At 71.5% G+C, this 19,633-nt stretch carries 23 protein-coding genes; 14 read left to right on the forward strand and 9 right to left on the reverse strand.

Going from position 1 to position 19,633, the window contains the following annotated elements; all coding sequences use genetic code 11:
* Window positions 1-2: 2 nt before the first annotated feature.
* Complete coding sequence (locus ABD709_RS00455; RefSeq protein WP_344771794.1) at window positions 3-803, reverse strand: flagellin N-terminal helical domain-containing protein; 801 nt, start codon at window positions 801-803, stop codon at window positions 3-5.
* Between the two features lie 101 nt (window positions 804-904).
* Window positions 905-1,759, reverse strand: coding sequence for a sigma-70 family RNA polymerase sigma factor (locus ABD709_RS00460; RefSeq protein ID WP_344771795.1), 855 nt, complete (start codon window positions 1,757-1,759; stop codon window positions 905-907).
* Between the two features lie 240 nt (window positions 1,760-1,999).
* On the opposite strand from ABD709_RS00460, the gene ABD709_RS00465 reads away from it, so the two are divergent.
* The 8 genes from ABD709_RS00465 (at window position 2,000) to ABD709_RS00500 (ending at window position 10,605) form a co-directional block, all read left to right on the forward strand.
* Window positions 2,000-2,479 (forward strand): flagellar protein FlgN, encoded by a 480-nt coding sequence (locus ABD709_RS00465; RefSeq protein WP_344771796.1) that lies wholly within the window; start codon window positions 2,000-2,002, stop codon window positions 2,477-2,479.
* Window positions 2,480-2,490: 11 nt separating this feature from the next.
* Window positions 2,491-3,882: a flagellar hook-associated protein FlgK gene (gene flgK, locus ABD709_RS00470; RefSeq protein ID WP_344771797.1), complete on the forward strand. Its 1,392-nt coding sequence runs from the start codon at window positions 2,491-2,493 to the stop codon at window positions 3,880-3,882.
* Between the two features lie 16 nt (window positions 3,883-3,898).
* Window positions 3,899-4,789, forward strand: coding sequence for a flagellin N-terminal helical domain-containing protein (locus ABD709_RS00475; RefSeq protein WP_344771798.1), 891 nt, complete (start codon window positions 3,899-3,901; stop codon window positions 4,787-4,789).
* Between the two features lie 55 nt (window positions 4,790-4,844).
* A complete protein-coding gene (gene fliW, locus ABD709_RS00480) occupies window positions 4,845-5,246 on the forward strand; it encodes a flagellar assembly protein FliW (RefSeq protein WP_344771799.1) in 402 nt (133 codons plus the stop codon).
* Between the two features lie 30 nt (window positions 5,247-5,276).
* Complete coding sequence (gene csrA, locus ABD709_RS00485) at window positions 5,277-5,519, forward strand: carbon storage regulator CsrA (protein ID WP_344771800.1); 243 nt, start codon at window positions 5,277-5,279, stop codon at window positions 5,517-5,519.
* Window positions 5,520-5,585: 66 nt separating this feature from the next.
* Complete coding sequence (locus ABD709_RS00490; RefSeq protein ID WP_344771801.1) at window positions 5,586-7,835, forward strand: chemotaxis protein CheA; 2,250 nt, start codon at window positions 5,586-5,588, stop codon at window positions 7,833-7,835.
* Entirely contained in the window at window positions 7,832-8,329 is a 498-nt protein-coding gene (locus ABD709_RS00495; protein ID WP_344771802.1) for a chemotaxis protein CheW, read from the forward strand. Before ABD709_RS00490 ends, ABD709_RS00495 begins: the two co-directional genes overlap by 4 nt.
* Entirely contained in the window at window positions 8,326-10,605 is a 2,280-nt protein-coding gene (locus tag ABD709_RS00500; protein WP_344771803.1) for a methyl-accepting chemotaxis protein, read from the forward strand. Before ABD709_RS00495 ends, ABD709_RS00500 begins: the two co-directional genes overlap by 4 nt.
* 258 nt (window positions 10,606-10,863) lie before the next feature.
* Here the strand turns inward: ABD709_RS00500 and ABD709_RS00505 are convergent, their stop codons facing one another.
* Both ABD709_RS00505 and ABD709_RS00510 read right to left on the reverse strand, forming a co-directional pair.
* Window positions 10,864-11,598, reverse strand: coding sequence for a response regulator (locus ABD709_RS00505; protein ID WP_344771804.1), 735 nt, complete (start codon window positions 11,596-11,598; stop codon window positions 10,864-10,866).
* 118 nt (window positions 11,599-11,716) lie between these two features.
* On the reverse strand, window positions 11,717-12,082 hold the full coding sequence (locus ABD709_RS00510; RefSeq protein ID WP_344771805.1) for a hypothetical protein: 366 nt from the start codon (window positions 12,080-12,082) through the stop codon (window positions 11,717-11,719).
* Between the two features lie 197 nt (window positions 12,083-12,279).
* Here ABD709_RS00510 and ABD709_RS00515 point away from each other — a divergent pair, with 197 nt between their 5' ends.
* Entirely contained in the window at window positions 12,280-13,134 is an 855-nt protein-coding gene (locus tag ABD709_RS00515) for a sigma-70 family RNA polymerase sigma factor (RefSeq protein WP_344771806.1), read from the forward strand.
* Window positions 13,135-13,254: 120 nt separating this feature from the next.
* On the opposite strand, the gene ABD709_RS00520 is transcribed toward ABD709_RS00515, so the two are convergent.
* A complete protein-coding gene (locus tag ABD709_RS00520; protein WP_344771807.1) occupies window positions 13,255-13,461 on the reverse strand; it encodes a CDGSH iron-sulfur domain-containing protein in 207 nt (68 codons plus the stop codon).
* On the reverse strand, window positions 13,458-14,570 hold the full coding sequence (locus ABD709_RS00525) for an iron-containing redox enzyme family protein (protein ID WP_344771808.1): 1,113 nt from the start codon (window positions 14,568-14,570) through the stop codon (window positions 13,458-13,460). The genes ABD709_RS00520 and ABD709_RS00525 overlap by 4 nt, the downstream gene beginning before the upstream one ends.
* A 140-nt stretch (window positions 14,571-14,710) precedes the next feature.
* Between ABD709_RS00525 and ABD709_RS00530 the strand changes: the two genes are divergently transcribed.
* The 4 genes from ABD709_RS00530 to ABD709_RS00545 all read left to right on the forward strand — a co-directional run bounded on the left by ABD709_RS00530 (window position 14,711) and on the right by ABD709_RS00545 (window position 16,952).
* The gene (locus ABD709_RS00530; RefSeq protein ID WP_344771809.1) at window positions 14,711-15,286 is read left to right on the forward strand and encodes a PAS and ANTAR domain-containing protein; all 576 of its coding nucleotides are present in this window, start codon (window positions 14,711-14,713) and stop codon (window positions 15,284-15,286) included.
* A gap of 62 nt (window positions 15,287-15,348) precedes the next feature.
* Window positions 15,349-16,017: a methyltransferase gene (locus tag ABD709_RS00535; RefSeq protein WP_344771810.1), complete on the forward strand. Its 669-nt coding sequence runs from the start codon at window positions 15,349-15,351 to the stop codon at window positions 16,015-16,017.
* Window positions 16,018-16,022: 5 nt separating this feature from the next.
* Window positions 16,023-16,496, forward strand: a complete 474-nt coding sequence (locus ABD709_RS00540) for a DUF6328 family protein (protein ID WP_344771811.1) — start codon at window positions 16,023-16,025, stop codon at window positions 16,494-16,496.
* A 186-nt stretch (window positions 16,497-16,682) separates the two neighbouring features.
* Window positions 16,683-16,952, forward strand: a complete 270-nt coding sequence (locus ABD709_RS00545; protein ID WP_344771812.1) for a DUF7218 family protein — start codon at window positions 16,683-16,685, stop codon at window positions 16,950-16,952.
* 12 nt (window positions 16,953-16,964) lie between these two features.
* Here ABD709_RS00545 and ABD709_RS00550 read toward each other — a convergent pair whose 3' ends face one another.
* Window positions 16,965-17,573 (reverse strand): flavodoxin family protein, encoded by a 609-nt coding sequence (locus ABD709_RS00550; RefSeq protein WP_344771813.1) that lies wholly within the window; start codon window positions 17,571-17,573, stop codon window positions 16,965-16,967.
* A 37-nt stretch (window positions 17,574-17,610) separates the two neighbouring features.
* Window positions 17,611-18,132 (reverse strand): SDR family NAD(P)-dependent oxidoreductase, encoded by a 522-nt coding sequence (locus ABD709_RS00555; protein WP_344771814.1) that lies wholly within the window; start codon window positions 18,130-18,132, stop codon window positions 17,611-17,613.
* A 184-nt stretch (window positions 18,133-18,316) separates the two neighbouring features.
* On the opposite strand from ABD709_RS00555, the gene ABD709_RS00560 reads away from it, so the two are divergent.
* On the forward strand, window positions 18,317-18,667 hold the full coding sequence (locus ABD709_RS00560; protein WP_344771815.1) for an STAS domain-containing protein: 351 nt from the start codon (window positions 18,317-18,319) through the stop codon (window positions 18,665-18,667).
* Here the strand turns inward: ABD709_RS00560 and ABD709_RS00565 are convergent.
* Complete coding sequence (locus ABD709_RS00565; RefSeq protein WP_344771816.1) at window positions 18,633-19,604, reverse strand: DUF389 domain-containing protein; 972 nt, start codon at window positions 19,602-19,604, stop codon at window positions 18,633-18,635. The two genes, ABD709_RS00560 and ABD709_RS00565, sit on opposite strands and share 35 nt — an antisense overlap.
* Window positions 19,605-19,633 lie beyond the last annotated feature (29 nt).

Below are 19,633 nucleotides of genomic sequence, written 5' to 3' on the forward strand. Positions count from 1 at the left end.
GATCAGTTCTGCAGCAGCTGCAGAACGCTCTGCGGGGCGGACTTCGCCTGGGCGAGCATCGCCGTACCGGCCTGGGACAGGATCTGCGAACGGGTGAAGTTCATCATCTCCTGAGCCATGTCGGTGTCGCGGATCCGCGACTCCGACGCTGACAGGTTCTCGACCGCGACGTTCACGTTGTTGATCGTGTGCTCGAAGCGGTTCTGGATCGCACCGAGCGCGGCGCGCTGGGTGGACACGGCGGTGATGGCGGTCTGGACGGCGTCGCTGCCACCGGCCGCGGTGAGGGCGGAGGTCGACGACGTGAAGTCCGCCAGCGCGCTCGCACCGTCGATGGTGATCGCGTCGGTGCTGGCGTAGCCGACCTGGAAGGTCAGGTCGTTGCCGGCGAACAGGTCGACACCGTTGAACTTGGTGTTGTCCTTGATCCGGCTGATCTCGGTGGTGAGCTGGGTGAACTCGGCCTCGATCGCGGCCTGCGAGTCGGTGTTCTGCGTGCCGTTGTTGTACTGCACCGCGAGGTCGTTCATGCGCTGCAGCATGGAGTGGACCTCGGTCAGCGCGCCCTCAGCGGTCTGGGCGACGGAGACGCCGTCCTGGGCGTTCCGGACGCCGACCTTGAGACCACCGACCTGCGAGCGCAGGCCCTCGGAGATCGCGAGACCGGCTGCGTCGTCCGCGGCCCGGTTGATGCGGAAGCCGCTCGAGAGCTTCTCCAGCGACTTGGACATCTGCCCCTGCGTGACCGACAGGTTGCGGTACGCGTTCATCGCGTCGATGTTCTGGTTGATGCGAAGACCCATGATGATTTCCCTCCTGGATTCAGGTCATGTGCTCCAGGAGCCCGTCCGTGGGCTCCCGTCGCGAGGTTGATCGGTGCGTGGCGGCGGAGCCTGAGGAGTTTTCAGCCGACAGCGCCGAGGTTCCGCGGTGTACGCCGTACGCCGTCCGCGTGCCGCGCGGCCACGGCGGCGAAGTAGGCCTCGCGACGCCGCTGCGCCACACCGCCGGTCTTGCCGGCGGGCTTGACGAGCGTCGGCTCGAGCGCGTTGTTGAGGGCGTCGCGCAGCAGGATGAGCGCCTCGGCGCGCATCTGCGAGATGCGGGAGTCGGTGACCCCGAGGTCGGCGGCGATGTCGGCCATCGGACGCTCCTCGAAGAAGTACTCGCGCACGACCTTCTGGAGCCGCTCGGGCAGCTCGACGATCGCCTCGCGCAGGTAGGTCAGCTGCTCGTCGTACTCGACGGCCTGCTCGGGCGACGGCGCGCGGGTCGGCAGCAGGTCGTCCAGGGAGCCGGTCGCCGGCGCGTGGAGGGAGAGCACCTGAGCCCGGGCGACGTCGTCGTCGTTGGCGAGGACCTCGTCCTCGGACAGGCCGCACGCGCGCGCCACCTCGATCGCCGTGGGGGTGCGACCGAGGGTGGCGGCGAGGGTGCCGCGGGTCTCCGCGAGGTCGCGGGCCCGGCGCCGGACCGAGCGCGAGGCCCAGTCGACGGCGCGGAGCTCGTCGAGCACCGCGCCGCGGATGCGGGTGGCGGCGTAGCGCTCGAACGGGACGCCGCGCTCGGCGTCGTAGGCCCGGGCGGCCTGCACCAGCGCGGTGAGGCCGGCGGACGTCAGGTCGTCCCTGCTGACGTGCGACGGGACCCGACCCATCGTCTCGCGAACGATGTGGCCGACGAGGGGCATCGTGCGAACGATGAGGTCGTCGGTGCTGGTTTCGGTGGTGGCCGCCGGGCCTGCGATGCTTTCGGACACATAGCGGACATTGCAGGTCAGAAGGGAAATGCTCGATGGGTTTCGAGGCTTCCGGGCCCCTGCCCGGAACACTTCGGGACCCTGGTCCCAAGAGGTCCCAATCGGCGGGTCCTCCCAATTGACTAGTGCCGTCGGACAACCGACTGAGGAATTCTCGGCGACTCCTCATATCGGCGGCGGCCCGGGCGATGAAAGGGGCCGAGAGTCCCGGTTGGCGGGACCGATCCGAGAGGTGATCCGGTGGACCGGCTGTCCCAGATCCTGTGGCGCGAGCGGGAGCTCCTCGAGCTGCTGTCGTTCAAGCTCGAGGTCGAGCGACTGGTGCTCGCGAGCGGGCGCACGCGCTACCTGGCCACCGCGACCCGTGAGATCGAGGACGTGCTCGGCTCGCTGCGCGAGACCGAGCTGATGCGCGCGGTCGCCGCGGACGCCGCGGCCGAGGAGCTCGGCCTCCCGCCGAACCCGTCGCTCGCCGCGCTGGCGGAGACCGCGCCCGAGCCGTGGCGCGCGATCCTGGTCGAGCACCGCGACGCACTGGTCGCCGTGGCTCGTGAGATCGCCGACCTGTCCTCGGAGAACCAGGGCTTGCTCACGGCCGGCTTCCGCGCCGCCCAGGAGACGCTGCTCGCCCTCGGCGGGGGCGCCGCCGACGGCTACACCCACGCAGGCGCCGCCATCGTCGACGCACCGCGCAGCCGCCTGGTCGACCGGGCGATCTGAGGCAGGGCAGCGTGTCGGGCACCTTCTCGTCGATCAACACGGCGCTCTCCGCGATCCGGTACAACCAGGTCGCGCTCGACCTCGCGAGCAACAACATCGCCAACGCGAACACCGACGGCTACGTGCGGCGTCGCCTCGTCGCGGGTTCCGTCGGCGGCCCGACCACTCCCGCGATGTGGTCGAAGTACGACGGCCACGGCGACGGCGTCCGGGTGGTCGCCTCGCAGCGGATGGTCGACGTGCTGCTGGACGGCCGCGTACGACGCGAGCACGGCACCCTCTCCTACCTGCAGACCACCCAGACGGTGCTGAAGCGGCTCGACGACGCCATCGCCGAGCCGAGCGACAACGGAGTGGCCGCGGCGCTCCAGGAGTTCCGCAGCTCCTGGCACGACCTCGCCAACAACCCCGGCGGCGACGCCGCCCGCCAGCAGGTGCTCGGCCGGGCAGCGACCCTGGTCCAGGCGATCCACAGCCAGCTCTCGAACGTGACCGGCGAGGAGGCGGACCAGCGGGTCCACATGCTCTCGCTCGTGAGCGACGTCAGCTCCGCCGCCGGCGACCTCGCCGCCCTCAACCAGACCATCCTCAGCAGCAAGGCGAACGGCAACGACGTCGCCGACCTGGAGGACCAGCGCGACCAGCTCGCGCTCCGCCTCAGCGAGCTCGCCGGCGCGGTGACGACGGTGCGCCCCGACGGGATGTACGACGTCACGGTCGGCGGCCAGTCGCTGGTCTCGGGCAACACCGCCTCCTCGCTCACCATCGCCTCGGGCATCACGGCGACCGGCGACTCGGACGGCACGCCGCTGACCCTCGCGGTCACCGGACCGTCCGGCACCACGCCGGTCACCGGGCTCGGCGGCGAGGTCGGCGCGGTCAGCGACCTGCTGACGACCGTGCTCCCGGGCTACCGCGCCGGGCTGGACGCCGTCGCGAAGGACCTCGCCGACACGGTCAACGCCCAGCACGCGGCCGGGTACGACGCGAGCGGCGCGGCCGGTGGCGACTTCTTCAGCTACGACCCCGCGGACCCCGCCGCCAGCCTCGCCGTCGCCATCACCGACACCTCCAAGATCGCTGCCGCCTCCGTCGCCGGCACGGTCGACGGCAACAACGCCGACGCCCTCAGCCAGACCGGGAACGTCGAGTCGGCGTACCAGCGCCTGGTCAACTCCTTCGGCGTCGAGGTCAGCACCCTCAACTCCCGCACCACCAACCAGCAGGCCCTGGCGGGCTCCGTCGACGAGTCCCGGGAGCAGCAGGCCGGCGTCAACCTCGACGAGGAGACCGTGAACCTGATGACGGCGCAACGCGCCTACCAGGCCGCAGCCCGCGTGATGTCGACGATCGACGAGGTCCTCGACACCCTCATCAACCGCACCGGCCTGGTCGGCCGCTGACCACGGAGGAAGCGCCATGACCATCGGACGCGTCACCCAGCGGATGCTGGCCCAGAACTCGCTCGGCTCGGTGCAGAGCGGCCTCGGCCGGCTCGCCAAGGTGCAGGAGCAGCTCACCACCGGCCGGGTGCTCAACCGGCCGTCGGACAGCCCGACCGCCACCACCGCCGCCATGCGGATCAGGAGCGAGCGGGCCGCCCAGGAGCAGTACGCCCGCAACGCCCAGGACGGCCTCGGCTGGCTCACCCAGATCGACTCGACGCTCGGCTCGGTCACCGACACCGTCCGCCGGGCCCGCGAGGTCGGGCTCCAGGGCAACAACACCGGGTCGGTGGGCCAGGTCGCCCGGGACGCACTGGCCACCGAGGTCGACGGGCTCCGGGCCGACCTGGTCTCCCAGGCCAACTCCACCTACCTCGACCGCCCGGTCTTCGGCGGCATCACCAGCGGCTCGAAGGCCTACGACGACGCCGGCAACTTCGTCGGCGTGGTCGGCAACGTCAACCGGCGGGTCGGCGACGGCGTCGTGGTCAAGGTCGACGTCGACGGCAACACCGTGTTCGGCGACGGCGCGACCTCGGTCTTCGCCGAGCTCGACGGACTGTCCGCCGCGCTGCGCTCGGGCAACACCACAGCGATCGGCGCCTCGCTCGACGCGCTCGCCGCTCGCCTCGACACGGTGACCTCGGCCCGTACCGCCGTCGGCGCCACCCAGAACCGGGTCGAGCGCGCCGCCCAGTCCGCGACCGACGCCAAGGCCGCGCTCGACGGCGACCTCAGCAACGTCGAGAACGCCGACCTCGCCGCGACCACGGTCGAGCTCCAGCTCGCGGAGGTCTCCTACCAGGCCTCGCTCGCCGCCACGTCCCGCGTGCTGCAGCCGAGCCTCGTCGACTTCCTGCGGTGACCCCCGTGACCCCGGTGACCTCGTGACCGCGCTGCAGGCTGCCAGGATGGACGTCATGGACGGTGTCGAAGCAGTGGACCTCCCGGTGATCGAGCTGGCGCACCCGATGCCCGGCTTCCCCGACGACGAGCGGTTCGCGCTCGTCCGGCTCGACGAGAGCGGCGTGCTGATGGGGTTCCGCTCGTTGCACCGCGACGACCTGCAGTTCGTGGTCGTCCCGCCCGCGCCGTTCTTCCCCGACTACGCCCCCGAGCTCGACGACGACGTCGTCGCGGAGCTCGGCATCGCCTCCGCGGCGGACGCCCTGGTCCTCCTGGTCGTCCACGCCGGCGACTCGCTCGCCTCCACCACGGTCAACCTGCGCGCGCCGATCGTGGTCAACACGGCCACCCGTCGCGCCGCCCAGGTGATCCTCGAGGACGCCGAGCTGCCGCTGGCCGCGCCGTTGGTCGCGTGAGCGCGCCGGTCACCCGCTAGCCTCGGCATCGTGCTCGTCCTCTCCCGCCGCATCGGCGAGTCGATCGTCGTCGGCGCCAGCGCCGAACGTGTCACGATCACCGTCCTCGAGGTGCGCGGCGACGTGGTCCGCATCGGCATCGACGCCCCCCGCTCGGTCCGCGTCCACCGCGCCGAGCTCCTCGAGCAGCTCGCCGAGACCAACACCGAGGCCGCCTCGCCCTCGAAGGACGCCGTCGACTCCCTGACGCAGGCACTTCGCGACCGCCGCTGACCCGCGAGCGCATTCGCCTCATCCCGACCCGACTGCCGCCGATGAGCGGGGTTGAAGGGAGGGCGCATGGACGACGACGCGGAGATCATCGCGGAGTTCCTGGTGGAGTCGCACGAGAACCTCGACCAGCTCGACCGAGACCTGGTCGAGCTGGAGCAGCAGCCCGGTTCACGGGATCTGCTCTCGAGCATCTTCAGGACGATCCACACGATCAAGGGCACCAGCGGATTTCTCGCGTTCGGGCGGCTCGAAGAGCTGACCCACGTCGGTGAGACGCTCCTGTCGCGGCTGCGCGACGGCGAGCAGGAGATGACGCTCGAGGTCACCGAGGCGCTGCTGCGGATGGTCGACACCGTCCGCGGCCTCCTCGACGCCATCGAGCGGACTGCCTCCGACACCGACCCGTCGGTCGACGTCGCGCCCGTCGTCGAGGTCATCGAGCGGCTGCTCGCGGGGGAACCCGCGGCGCCGCCCGCGACGACGGACGTCGAGACGGCGGCAACTCTTCAAGGGACCGACGGGGGTGGCGTCGACCCGACGTCGTCCCCGGACGGGTTGAGCGCGCCTCCGTCGGTACCCCCAGCCACCGTGGACGAGGAGGTCTGGGACGGCGTCGAGCGCCGTACGCCGGCCGCCGACCCCGCGGAGACCTTCGACGGCGCCGAGCGCCGTACCGTCGTCGACTCCTCGGTCCGCGTCGACGTCGACCTGCTCGACAACCTGGTCCAGCTCGTCGGTGAGCTCGTCCTCACCCGCAACCAGATCCTGCAGCGCACCGAGGCCGGCACCGACGCCGAGCTCGGCCGGGCGAGCCAGCGGCTCGACCTGGTCGCGAGCGAGCTGCAGGAGTCGGTGATGAAGACCCGCATGCAGCCGATCGGCCAGGTCTGGTCGAAGATGCCGCGCGTCGTCCGGGACCTCGCCCACCAGCTCGGCCGCGAGGTCGAGCTGGTGATGGAGGGCCACGAGACCGAGCTCGACCGCAGCCTCCTCGAGGCGCTCAAGGGCCCGCTGACCCACCTGGTCCGCAACGCCCTCGACCACGGCATCGAGCCACCCGACGTCCGCACCGCCGCGGGCAAGCCGGCCAAGGGCACCCTCGTGCTGCGCGCCTTCCACGAGTCCGGCCAGGTCGTCGTGGAGATCCGCGACGACGGCAAGGGCATCGACCCCGCTCGGATCGGCGCCGCCGCGATCGACCGCGGCGTCGTCACCCGCGAGCAGCTCGCCCGCATGGACGCCCGCGAGGTGCTCGGCCTGATCTTCCGTCCCGGCTTCTCGACCGCCGCCGAGGTCAGCAACATCTCCGGCCGCGGCGTCGGCATGGACGTCGTCCGCACCAACATCGAGCGGATCGGCGGCTCGGTCGACGTGCAGTCCGAGGTGGGCCGCGGCACGACGTGCCGGGTCCGCATCCCGCTGACGCTCGCGATCATCCCGGCGCTCGTGGTGGGGGAGGGCGGCGAGCGGTACGCGATCCCGCAGGCAAACCTGGTGGAGCTGGTCCGGCTCGAGGGCGAGGACCTCGCCCGCGACGTCGAACGGCTCGCCGGTGCGCCGGTCCTCCGGCTGCGGGGCCGGCTGCTGCCGCTCGTCCACCTCGCCGAGACGCTCGGCGGCGGCGAGCCGGCCACCGACGCGCTGACCGTGGTCGTGCTGCAGAGCGACGACATCCGGTTCGGCCTTTGCGTCGGGGAGGTGCACGACACCCAGGAGATCGTGGTCAAGCCGATCGGGCGCCAGCTCAAGGGGCTGGCGATGTACGCCGGCGCGACCATCATGGGCGACGGCCGCGTGGCCCTGATCCTCGACGTCGCGGGCGTGGCGCAGACCCGCGGGATCTCCGCGACCGACGCCGACGCGGCGGACACCCGCGGCGACGCGGACCCCGACGCCACCGCGCTGCTCGTCCTCGAGGTCGCCGGCGGCCGCCGTGCGGCCCTCCCGCTCGAGGCGGTCGCCCGGCTCGAGGAGTTCCCGGTGAGCCGCATCGAGCGGTCCGGGACCGCCGAGGTCGTCCAGTACCGCGACGGCATCCTGCCGCTCGTCCGGCTCGCGCCCGCGATCGGGCTCACCGAGACCGACGCCTCCGACGAGCAGGTCCACGTCGTCGTCCACGACGTCGGCGGCCGCGACGGCGGCGGGTCCGTGGGCATCGTCATCGACCGGGTGCTCGACGTCGTCGAGACGACCCTGGTGCGGTCCGACTCCGGGCGCCGGCACGGCGTCACCGGCTCGGCCGTCGTGCAGGACCGGGTCACCGACCTCGTCGACCTGCCGGCCGTCGTCGCCCTCGCGGGAGCAGGTGCCCGATGAACGCGCCGACCACCGTCGCGACGTCGGTCGCGCCCTCCACGGAGCAGTACTGCACGTTCTGGGTCGACGGCCTGTTCTTCGGCGTCGCCGTCGACGAGGTCCAGGAGGTGATCCGGCACCAGCCGATGACCCCTGTCCCTCGGGCGCACGAGGCCGTCCACGGCCTGATCAACCTGCGCGGCCAGATCGTCACCGCCGTCGACCTGCGGGTCCGGCTGGACCTGCAGGAGCGGCCGGCCGACCGGCCGCCGATGAACGTCATCGTCCGCTGCGCCGGCGAGGTGGTCAGCCTCCTCGTCGACGACATCGGCGATGTCATCGACACCAGCGACCGCGGCGGTGCGGCGCCCGTGCCACCGAACCTGCCGGGCGCCCTGCGCGACGTCGTACGGGAGGTCCGTCCGCTGGCGGACGCGATCCTCCTCGTCCTCGACGTCGACCGGGCCCTCGACCTCACCATCCACGACACCGACACCACCGGAGGAACCCCGTGACCGATCTGCAGACCGCCCCGGCGGTGAACGGCCGTCACCCAGCCCCGCACGCCGAGGAGGGCCTCGACCCGGCGCTGTTCCGGTCGATGCTCGACAACTCGCCGACGAACGTGATGTTCGCCGACCGGGACTTCGTCATCACCTACATGAACCCGGCCTCGCTCGAGACGCTGACCCGGCTCGAGGAGCACCTGCCGGTCAAGGCGAAGGACGTCGTTGGCTCGAGCCTGGACATCTTCCACAAGGACCCGGGCTACCAGCGCGGCATCCTGGCCGACGAGTCGAACCTGCCGCGCCGCGCGAACATCAACGTCGGTCCGGAGGTCCTCGACCTCAACGTCTCCCCGATCCGCGACGCCAAGGGCCGGCACATCGGAGCGATGGCGACCTGGGAGGTCGTGACCGAGAAGCTCCGGCTGGAGCGCGAGGTCGCGCGGATCACCTCGATGATGGAGAACAGCCCGACGAACATGATGTTCGCCGACCGCGACTTCGTCATCACCTACATGAACCCGGCCTCGCTCGAGACGCTGACCCGGCTCGAGGAGCACCTGCCGGTCAAGGCCAAGGACGTCGTGGGATCGAGCCTCGACATCTTCCACAAGACCCCGAGCTACCAGCGCGGCGTGCTCGCCGACGAGACCAACCTCCCGCGCCGTGCGGACATCTCCGTCGGCCCGGAGACGCTGGACCTGCTGGTGTCGGCGATCCGCGACGAGCAGGGCCAGTACATCGGCGCGATGGCGACCTGGGAGGTCGTCACCGACAAGCTCCGCATGGAGCGGGAGCGCACCGAGTCGGCCGCCGACACGAAGGCGGTCAACGAGGTGCTGTCCGCCCTCTCGGCGATCGAGGACGTCGACGTCGCCGTGCAGACCGCGCTCGACACCGTCCGCCGCGAGTTCGGCTGGGCGTACGGCTCGTTCTGGCGGGTCGACCCCGCCGACGCGCTGCTCAAGTTCGACCGGGAGTCGGGCGACGCCGGTCCGGAGTTCCGCCGGGTGACGCTCGAGGCGTCCTTCGCCGAGGGCGTCGGCCTGTCCGGTCGCACCTGGAAGCAGCGCGACCTCTACTTCACCCGCGACATCGGCGAGATGACCGACTGCGTCCGGGCGCCCGTCGCGCAGAAGGTCGGCGTCAAGTCCGGCGTCTGCTTCCCCATCATCGTCGGCGGCGAGGTGGTCGGCACGATGGACTTCTTCGCGACCGAGACCCTCGACCCGAGCCCCCAGCGCCTCGACTCCCTCCGGAACGTCGGCCGCCTGGTCTCCTCGGCCGTCGAGCGCATCGAGCGGGACAGCCGCGAGCGCGCCGCCGCCGAGGCGCAGTCCGCCAAGGTCGCCCTGATCCTCGAGGCGGTCCAGGCGGCTGCCGCCGGTGACCTGACCCACGAGCTGGCCGTGGACGGCGACGACGCTGCCGGCCAGGTCGCCGCGGCCCTCCGCACGCTGCTGGACACGCTGCGCGGCAGCATGGGCCAGATCAGCGGTACGGCGGACACCCTCTCCGTCGCGGCGCAGCAGCTGACCACGACCTCCGAGGGGATGGGCGGCGGTGCGGCGCTGACCTCGGAGCGGGCCGCGTCCGCGTCCACCGCGTCGGTGCAGGTGTCGGCGTCGATCCAGACGGTCGCGACCGCGGCCGAGGAGATGACCGCCAGCATCCGGGAGATCGCGAAGAACGCCACCGAGGCAGCCACCGTCGCTACCGACGCGGTGACCGTCGCGAGCGGCGCCCAGGCGACCGTCGCGTCGCTGGGCGAGTCGTCGGCCGAGATCGGGCAGGTCATCAAGGTGATCACCTCGATCGCCCAGCAGACCAACCTGCTCGCGCTCAACGCGACCATCGAGGCCGCGCGCGCCGGCGACGCCGGCAAGGGCTTCGCGGTCGTGGCCAACGAGGTCAAGGAGCTGGCCAAGGAGACCGCGCGGGCGACCGAGGACATCAGCCAGAAGATCGAGGCGATCCAGACCGACACCCAGGGTGCGGTCTCCGCGATCAGCCGGATCGCGGACGTCATCGCCCGGATCAACGACATCCAGACCACGATCGCCTCCGCGGTCGAGGAGCAGACCGCGACGACCAACGAGATCGCGCGGTCGGTGACCGAGGCCGCGGCCGGCGCGAACGGCATCGCCGAGGACGTCACCCAGGTCGCCTCCGCCGCCGCCCAGACCCGGGAGGGCGCGGAGGAGACGCTGCGGTCGGCCACGGAGCTGACCGGGATGGCGGGGGAGCTGAAGGGACTGGTCGGGAAGTTCACGCTGGAGGCGTGAGGTCCTGATTCGATCGGGCCGGGCGGCGTTCGTTGTGAATGTCGCCCGGCTCGAGCCAATTGAGGGTGAGGTTGGCTGTCGGGCGGACAGCGGCCCGCGCGGACACCGGTCGGCTTAGCCTCTTGCCGCGCTCGGCTCTTCGGTCGGGCGCCGCGGTGGCTCCGGCCGGCGCGTCGTCGAGGAATCGCCGCCCGGCGCCCGCGCGGACCGCCGTCCGCGCGTCGCCGGTGGGTGAGGTCGCGCCTCGGAGTGGCTGGGTCAGCCCGCGGTGCGGCGGTCGGGGATGACGATGTCGACCGAGGCGGGGCGGAGGTCCTCCCGGCGGGGGAGGGGGGCGGGCTGGTAGTCGTTGCGGACCCGGTTGGCGAGCAGGGCGGCCTGCATGCGGGTCTCGACGCCGAGGCGGCTGAGAAGGCCGGTGACGTGGTTCTTGACGGTCTTCTCGGCGAGGAAGAGGCGCTCCCCGATCTGGCGGTTGGTGAGGCCCTCGCCGATGAGGAACAGGATCTTGGTCTGGCGCGGGGTCAGCTCGGAGATCAGCTCGAGGGTCGACTTGTGGAACTCGACCTGCTGCTGGACGCGGGCAGCCATCACCGGGTCGATGAGGGAGTGGCCCGCGGCGATCAGGCGGATCCCGCTGACCAGGTTGGTGCCGTCGATCTGCTTGAGGACGTAGCCGCTGGCGCCGGCGAGGATGGCCGAGCTCACCGCGGCCTCGCTGTCGTAGCTGGTGAGGATCAGGCCGCGGATCTCGGGGTCGAGCGAACGCATCTCGCGGCACAGCTCGATGCCGGTGCCGTCGGGGAGCTGGGCGTCGAGGACCACGACGTCGGGCCGGAGCCGCAGGATCTCGGGGAGCGCGACGGTCGCCGTCGCGGCCTGCCCCACCACCTCGATGTCGTCGGCGAGGGCGGCGATGAGGCTGGCGATGCCTCGGCGGACGATCTCGTGGTCGTCGACGAGGTAGACGCGGATGGTCGAGGCGGCGGGCACGTGAGTAGTTTCAAGAACTTTCAACCAACCTACGAGGGGTTCGGCCGACGTCCAACCGAAAGTGTTTGGACAAGTGGTCAGAACGGGCCATGCGGGCCTCCGACCGGCCCGTCACGGGTCAGCCGCCGGAGATGCCCAGGAACTCCTGCAGGGCACGCTCGCGGGAGCGGAGCTCGCGGAGGAGGTCGACCAGCCGACGGGTGGTGACCTGGCCGGCGGCGGGCGGGGCCGGCTCGGGGGCCAGCCACTCCTGGGCCTCCTCGGCGGTGATCCGGGTGCCGAGCTCGAGTCGGTAGACGGTGTCCTCCAGCTCGAAGCCGATGTCGGCGACGGCCGCGGTGAAGTCGACCCCGTCGGCGGGGTCGTGCACGAGGACGAACTCGCCCGGCTCGAGCCCGCGGGCCAGGCCCGCGGCGACGTGGCTGACCGCGATCGAACGGCTGCGCCGGGTGAAGGGGCTCAGCTCGACGACGACGCGCTCCATGGGTCTCCTCGGGCTCGGCTTTGGACGTCACCCTTACAACGCGCTCCGAGGCCCTCCGGTTATCAGGACGTTGGTCCCAAAAAAGTTGGTTGGTTGCAAATGTTTGGCCGCTGAGTACGTTGGGTAACTGGTCCTCGATTGCTGAACACCTGTGGCCAAGCCAACCGCCACATCGCTCTCGTCCTCGGGAGTAGTTCGTGACCACCACCGCCGTTCTGGCGTCAGACAAGTCCACCATCACCCCTCTTACGTCCGCCAAGCCTGAAGTCACCTCGGACGAGCGCAAGCGCCGTACGGCGTACCTGCTCAACCTGGCAGTCGATCTGGAAGGCGACGAGCGCAACCGTGTCCTGGACGAAGTGATCGTCCTCAACATCCCCGTCGCGCACTCGTTGGCAGCCCGCTACCGCAACCGCGGTCAGCAGGTCGAGGAGCTGGAGCAGGTTGCCTGCCTGGCCCTCACCAAGGCGGTCCGCGCCTTCCGGCCGGACCGCGGCGAGGACCTGCTGGTCTTCGCGGTGCCGAGCATCCTCGGCGAGCTCAAGCGGTACTTCCGTGACGTCAGCTGGACGGTCCGGCCCCCGCGCCGGCTCCAGGAGCTGCGGCCGCGGATCGCCACGGCCGAGGAGGAGCTGAGCCAGCGGCTCGGCCGCGCTCCGACGCCGCGGGAGATCGCCGAGCTGGTCGGCTGCGAGGAGGACGACGTCCTCGAGGCGATCGACTGCCGCGACTGCGCCAGCCCCTCCTCGCTCGACGAGTCACCGGCCGCCGGGGCAGACACGCCCTGGATCGACCGGCTCCCGAGCCTCGACGCCGGCTTCGACCGCACCGAAGCCGTCGCCGTGCTGGCACCTGCGTGCCGGCGGCTCAAGCCGCGTGATCGACAGATCCTCCGGATGCGCTTCTACGAGCAGCTGACGCAGCAGCAGATCGCCGACGAGCTGGGCGTGACCCAGGTCCAGGTCTCGCGGCTGCTGCAGCGCATCATGCGGGACCTCCGTCGTTCGATCGGCAGCCCCACGCCGCAGCGTCAGCACGCTACGGCTGCCTGACGCCGCCCCCCCGCTTGTCCCTCGGTCCACCGGCGCAGGACCGAGGGACATGCCATTTTTCTGAGCGAGCGGGTCGGCGACCGACACGCTGCCGCCCTCGCGGTCGCGCGGCCCGTCCCGTCAGTCCTGGCGGCGGCGGGTGATGCCGTCGGAGCCGAACTTGTGGCTGCTGTCGCACCAGGGCATCCGGCCGGAGCGGCCGCACTGGCAGAGGGCGACCACGGGGCGGGCGACCGGCACCAGCTCGCCGTCCTCGGTCTCCACCTGGGTCGCGCCCCGGACCAGCAGCGGGCCGCCGGGACACTGACGCACGCTCACGGTCGTCACTGGGCGACGTCCTCGGGCATGTCGCGCCATGGCGAGAGGATCGCCTCGGCGGCCAGGGCGTCCACGGCGAGGGACGCCGCGACCCCGAACAGGACGTCGGCCGCCTCGGCGGGGTTGTCGTCGACGAACGCACCGCAGATGTCGCGTACGGCGACCTGCTCGTGCACGGAGTCGGCCTCCACGTGCTCCTCGAAGTACGCCGCCACGGGGTCGGGCAGCCCGAGCCGGCGTGCGCCGAGCGCGACCATCCGGCACGGCACCGAGCTCGTCGCCTCGTAGGCCGCGAGGTGGCCGAGCGCCGCGCCCCGCAGGCGCCGGTTCAGCGCGAAGAGGGACATCACGTTGACGGCGGCGAGGGTGGCCGCGGGCGCCTGGTCGACGTAGGGGATGACGTCCGTCGTCATGCCGAGGCTCTCGAGGGCGTCGGCGAACAGGGTCGCGTGCAGCCTCGAGGGCTGGCCGCCGCCGTACTCGTCGTACTGGAGCTCGGCGAGCGCGGCCTTGGGCGCTCCCTCGAGCCGCGGCAGCACGAAGCTCTGCGGGTCGGACTCCCGCAGCTGGTAGACCGCACGACGGGCCAGGTAGGTCCGGTAGTGGTCCACGTCGGCACGCCGCTGCAGGAAGCTGGCCAGCTCGGGCAGCGCACCGCTGCCGGTGGCCTCGAAGATCCGGTCCGCCACCGCCACGCCGGGTTGCTTCGGCTGCTCGCCCCCGGCCGGCCAGTCGATAGGGCCGACCAGGTCCCGCACGGCCGCCTCGAACGCCCGCTCCATCGGCTGCCGCGCGGCGATCAGGAGCGGGTCCCACTCCAGGTCGGCCGGGACGCCGGGGAAGCCGCGGTAGTGCAGCTCGTAGAGCATCCAGAGCGCGAGCTGGAAGTCGCGATCGACGAGCGGGTCGACCGGGTGCCCGAGGTCGTCGTGCACGGGCACCGACCGCGGCGGGTCGCTCGGGTCCGCTGTCAGCGCGCGGATGACGCCCTCGCTCAGCGGGCCGCAGGCCTTCGGCAGCACGTTGGGAAGGCGGGTCAGGTTGCTCTCCGGGAGGGCATGCTTCCCGCCGAGTTCACGGGGCGCTATTTTGCTCTCGCGGGCATCGGGTCCGGCCATCGGGACGACCTCCTCTCTCGGGGCCGGGAGGTACCCTTGCCGGTCGGCGGCATACGGAAGCGGGGGGCGTCGTGACGACGGAGCAGCGGACTGATCTGGCACCGGGGGAGACCCGGCAGACAGGTCGCTTCGTCTTCCACGTGGCAGAGCAGCGCTGGGAGTGGGACGACGACGTCTACCGCATCCACGGCTACGAGCCCCACACGGTGGAGCCGAGCAACGAGCTGTTCCTCAAGCACAAGCATCGCGACGACCGCCAGCGCGTCGAGGACCGCTTCGCCGAAGCCGCGGCCACCGGTGAGCCGTTCTCCATCTACTACCGCATCCTCGTCGACGGCTCCGAGCGCCGCGTGGTCGTGACGGGAGAGGGGGTGCGCGACGGCGCCCGGGTGACCCATCTCACCGGCTACTACGTCGACCTCACGCCCGAGTTCACCGCCGAGAACAGCGCGGCCGCCGACGCGGCGGTCGCGGCGTCGGCCGCGGCCCGCGAGACGATCGAGCAGGCCAAGGGCGTGCTCATGCTGGCCTACGGCCTGGACGCGGATGCTGCCTTCGCCATGTTGAAGTGGTGGTCGCGCAACCGGAACGTCAAGGTGCGCGACGTCGCCGACCGGCTGCTCGCCGTCGCCCGCGAGGGTCACGTCAGCCACCCCGGGCTCAGGAGGCTGCTGGACGCGCTGCTCGACGACCTGACCGTCGACCGGAGCAAGTAGCACCGGGCCGGGGACGGCCTGCCTCGCCTTATGAGGAATCACCTGGTGGGTACCCACCATGCATGCACCGCTCTGCCCGGCTCGATGCGCCCGACGTAGAGGTCACCGACTTCGCGGGGCTGGCGATCGGCTGGGACCGACGGGTGCTGCGGCCGCGTCCGTGGACCGCCGAGCAGGGCCGCTGGGCCGCGGACCTGCTGCTCGGTGCTCCCGACGGGCCGATCCTCGAGCTGTGCTGCGGCGCCGGCCACATCGGCCTCCTCGCCGCCCACGGCTCGGGCCGCGACCTGGTCCAGGTCGACGAGGACCCGACGGCCGCGGCGTACGCACGCCGGAACGCCGAGGCCGCTCGGGTCCGGAGCGACGTACGCGTGGGCCCGCTCGGGAGCAGCCTGCGCGCCGAGGAGCGCTTCCCGATGGTGATCGCGGACCCGCCGTGGCTGCCCATGGTCGGGGTGGCCTACCCCGACGAACCGGTGGAGCCGTCCACCGGAGCGGTCGAGGGCGTCGACGCGCTGCACGAGTGCGTGGACGTGTGCCTCGACCACCTCGCACCCGACGGCCACGTCGTGCTCCAGGTGGGCCTGTCGAAGCAGGTCGAGCGACTGACGGGCTGGCTGGCGGAGTACGCCGCCGCCGACGCCACGGTGCCCGAGCGCGCGGTGCTCGGTGTGCGGGACCGTCGGCCCGGTGGCTATCTCGTCCACGTGGGCCCGAGCCGGGGAGCCTGACGGTCGTGGGCACCAAGCGCGATGAGGACGAGCCGTCGGCCGAGCGGCTCACCCGCAACTGGAACGAGCTGCTCCAGGAGCTGCGGGTCATGCAGACCGGCGTGCAGATCCTCACCGGCTTCCTCCTCACCGTGCCGTTCTCCGACCGGTTCACGGCGCTGGAGGACCACCAGAAGGTCATCTACCTGGGCGTGCTCGGTGGGGCGGTCCTCACGACGGCCCTGATCGTCGCGCCCGTGTCGTTCCACCGGATCCTGTTCCGCCAGGGCGAGCGGGACTGGATCGTCGAGGCGGCCAACAAGTGCGCCCGGGTCGGGCTGCTGCTCTTCGGGCTGGTCTCCTCGACGGTGGTGCTCCTGGTCTTCGACATCGCCGTCAGCACGACCGCTGGGCTGGTCGCCGCCGCCGTGTCGGTGACGGTCTCCGGGACACTCTGGTACGGCGTGCCGCGGGTTCTGCGGCGCCGGCACCTGACTTGAGCCGGGGGCGCCGCGGCGGGCGAGCTGCCGCCGCGGTCGCCCTGCTCGCCGTCGTCGCGGGCGGCCACCGGCGAGGTCCGGGTCGGTCCCGGCGCCGGCATCCGCCCGCTCCGCGGGTGAAGGATCGCCGGTTGTCCCGACGGCGCCCGGGTACCGCAGATGAGCACACAGAGCGAAGGAGGACTCATGCCCGGCAAGAAGAAGCCCGGTCCCAGCGTGAAGAACCCGGACACCTACGAGGCGCTGCGCGACGAGGGTGCGAGCAAGGAGAAGGCCGCACGGATCTCCAATGCGCAGGCCAACCAGGGCAAGAAGGTCAGCCGGCGAGGCGGGAGGTCGGGTTCGTACGACGACTGGACGGTCGACAAGCTCCGCAAGCGCGCGGGCGAGATCGGCATCGACGGCCGCTCCAAGATGAACAAGGGCGAGCTCGTCGAGGCGCTCCGCAACCACTGACCGAGCGGGCTCCTAGGCCGCGGGGTACCCGCTCTCCTTGAGCAGCCGTGCGAGGTGGACGGTGTTCGCCGCGGCCGTCCTGGTCGTGGCGCTCGTCTTCTCCGAGCCCCCGTCCAGGTCCAGGTAGTCCGTGCTCTGCATCGCCTCGCCGACCCAGTACGTCGAGCCGTTCGCCGCGACGCTGAACCCGACGTCGTTGAGCGCCTGGAGGCACTCCGCGATCACGTGGTGCGCGCCGTCCTCGTTGCCGACGACGGCGACCGCGGCGACCTTGCCGTAGGTCTCCATCCGGCCCTCGTCGTCGGTCTCCGAGATCTCGGCGTCGAGCCGCTCGAGCACCATCTTGCACACCGAGGCGGGCTGCCCCATCCAGATCGGCGTCGCGATCACCAGGACGTCGGCGGCGAGCATCTGCTGACGGACCGTCGGCCACGCGTCTCCGTCACCCTCGTCGGTCGAGACCCCGAACTTCACGGAGTGGTCGGCGACCCGGACGAGCGACCCCTCCACGCCGTGCTCCCGGAGCGCCTCGAGGAACTCGGTGCCGAGCTGGACGGAGCTCGACGGTGACGGCGACGGCTTGAGGGTGCAGGCGAGCACCAGCGCATTGAGATCGGCCATGGGGGTGTGGTTCCCAGCGGACCCCGCCGCAACCGGGCTAGCAGCCCAGCGTCGTCCGGACCAGCGCGGCGACGCTCGCCGGGTCGGTCGTCGCAGCGGCGGCGTCGATCGCCGAGACGCGGAGCGGCCAGCCCCGCTCGCGCGCCTCGGTCTGGATCGCGTCGGCGGCCTTCTCGACCGCCGTCCCGGTCGGGGCGACGGTGACGAGGTCGGCGACGCCGTCGGCGTCCTCGAGGTCGAGCCGGCCCTCGATGAAAGCCCGGTACGTCGAGTCCTGCTCGTCGATGTCGACCAGGCCGTCGAACTTCTCCGCGTAGTCGCGGAACACCACCTTGAACACGCTCTCGACCTGGTGGGGGGTGCTGGCGTCGAGCTCGACGCCCTCGGCGCTGCCGCCGGCGTCCTCCACCTGGATCGCCGTGTCCTTGGCGCCGGTGCCGTCGACGTCGGCAACCACCACGTGCGCGCCGCAGCCGGCGAGCTCGAGCGCGATCGCGCGGCCCAGCTCGCGCCCGGCACCGGTCACGAGCACCACGCGTCCGGTCATCTGGTCAGCCATGGGAGCTCCTCTTCTGGGATGGTCGGACCCGACTGGGTGGTACCCGACGGGAGCGCCGTCATCCGGCGTCGTCGAGCAGCTCGTCCGGCGGCCTGCTTGACACGCGGTCTACGGTTGAAGTGGTTAGGAAGCAGCCGGCGGTCTCGCATCGCACACCGGGCACAGCCATCGGGAAGACGACCCCATGTCCACGGTTGCTCAACATCCGGCTCCCGGATCCCCGGAGCTCGGCATCCGGCTCCACTTCGATCCTGCGTCCCCTCGCGTGTGCGTCTTCGGCGAGCTCGACCTCGGCTCCGCCCACCTGCTCGCCGACGCCCTGGACTCGATCGGGGCTACTGCTCGCGGCGCGATGTTCGTCGTCCTCGACGTGGAGGGTGTCACCTTCTGCGACCTCGCCGGCCTGCGCGCGATCGAGGCCTGCGCAGTGAGTCTGGAGCGGATCGGGAAACGGCTGATGATCCAGCATCCGCCGCGATCGATGGCGAAGCTGATCTCGATCACGGGCGTCGCGGCCGCGATCCCCTGCGGCTGACCAGCCGTTCCCTGCGGGCCGACATCCAGGCCCACACGGCCGCCTGGAGGGCCAGCGTGAGCCACCCGGCCAGCACCATCCCACTGATGTTCAGGACCAGCTGCAGCGTGCTGCCCCAGATCTCGTGGGAGATCCCGAACGCCAGGCCGAGCGCCACGTTGCCGGCCGCCGGGACCGTGGTGACCGAGATGAAGACACCGGACAGCCCTCCCACCTTGGACGACGTCAGGGCCAGCACGCCCGCCGCCGCGGCGATCAGCGCGACGAGAAACGAGAACTTGTCCGGGTGGTAGATGAACGTGGTGCTCGTGCGGTCGGCGGTGACGTCGTCCGCGTGCACCCAGCCGAGGCCGCGCGCGGCCAGCGCCGCGAGCGCGGCGATGGCGATCGCCACGACGAAGCCCACGACGAGGGTTCGCGCGGCGATGCCGAACAGCGTCTTCCGGCGCCGCACGACCGCCAGGCCCAGCGTGGCGATCGGCACGAACTCCGGCCCGAGCACCATCGCGCCGATCACGAGGATCTGGGAGTCCAGGATGATCGCGATGCTCGCGATGAGGGTCGCCAGGACCATGAAGGACAGATAGGTCCAGTTCAGCTCGGACTCCTCGTAGGCACGCTGGGTGACCTCGGCCCAGACGACCGAGTCCGCGCTGCTGCCGGGAGTACGCCGATCCGCGTCGAACCCGGCCCGGGAGAGCCAGGTCCGTGCCGGGTCGACGTGGATGCTGCCGGCCTCCGGGATCCCGAGCGCGCGCAGCTCGTCGATGATCTGGTTCGCGGCTTCGCGCGCCACGTCGGCGAGGAGGACGTCGCCCTCCGGGCGGATCGCGGCGCCCGGGAGGTGGATGAGGTTCGTGACCGCGGGGTCGGCGGTCAGCAGCTCGACGGCCTGGTCGGTCAGCTCCGCCGGGGCCGTGATCCGCAGGTGCAGCATGGGCTCATCTTCCCCGCTCGCGAGGCTCG

Origin of the sequence: Nocardioides panacisoli, from assembly GCF_039537325.1 — a bacterium.
GTDB classification, from domain to species: Bacteria; Actinomycetota; Actinomycetes; order Propionibacteriales; family Nocardioidaceae; genus Nocardioides; species Nocardioides panacisoli.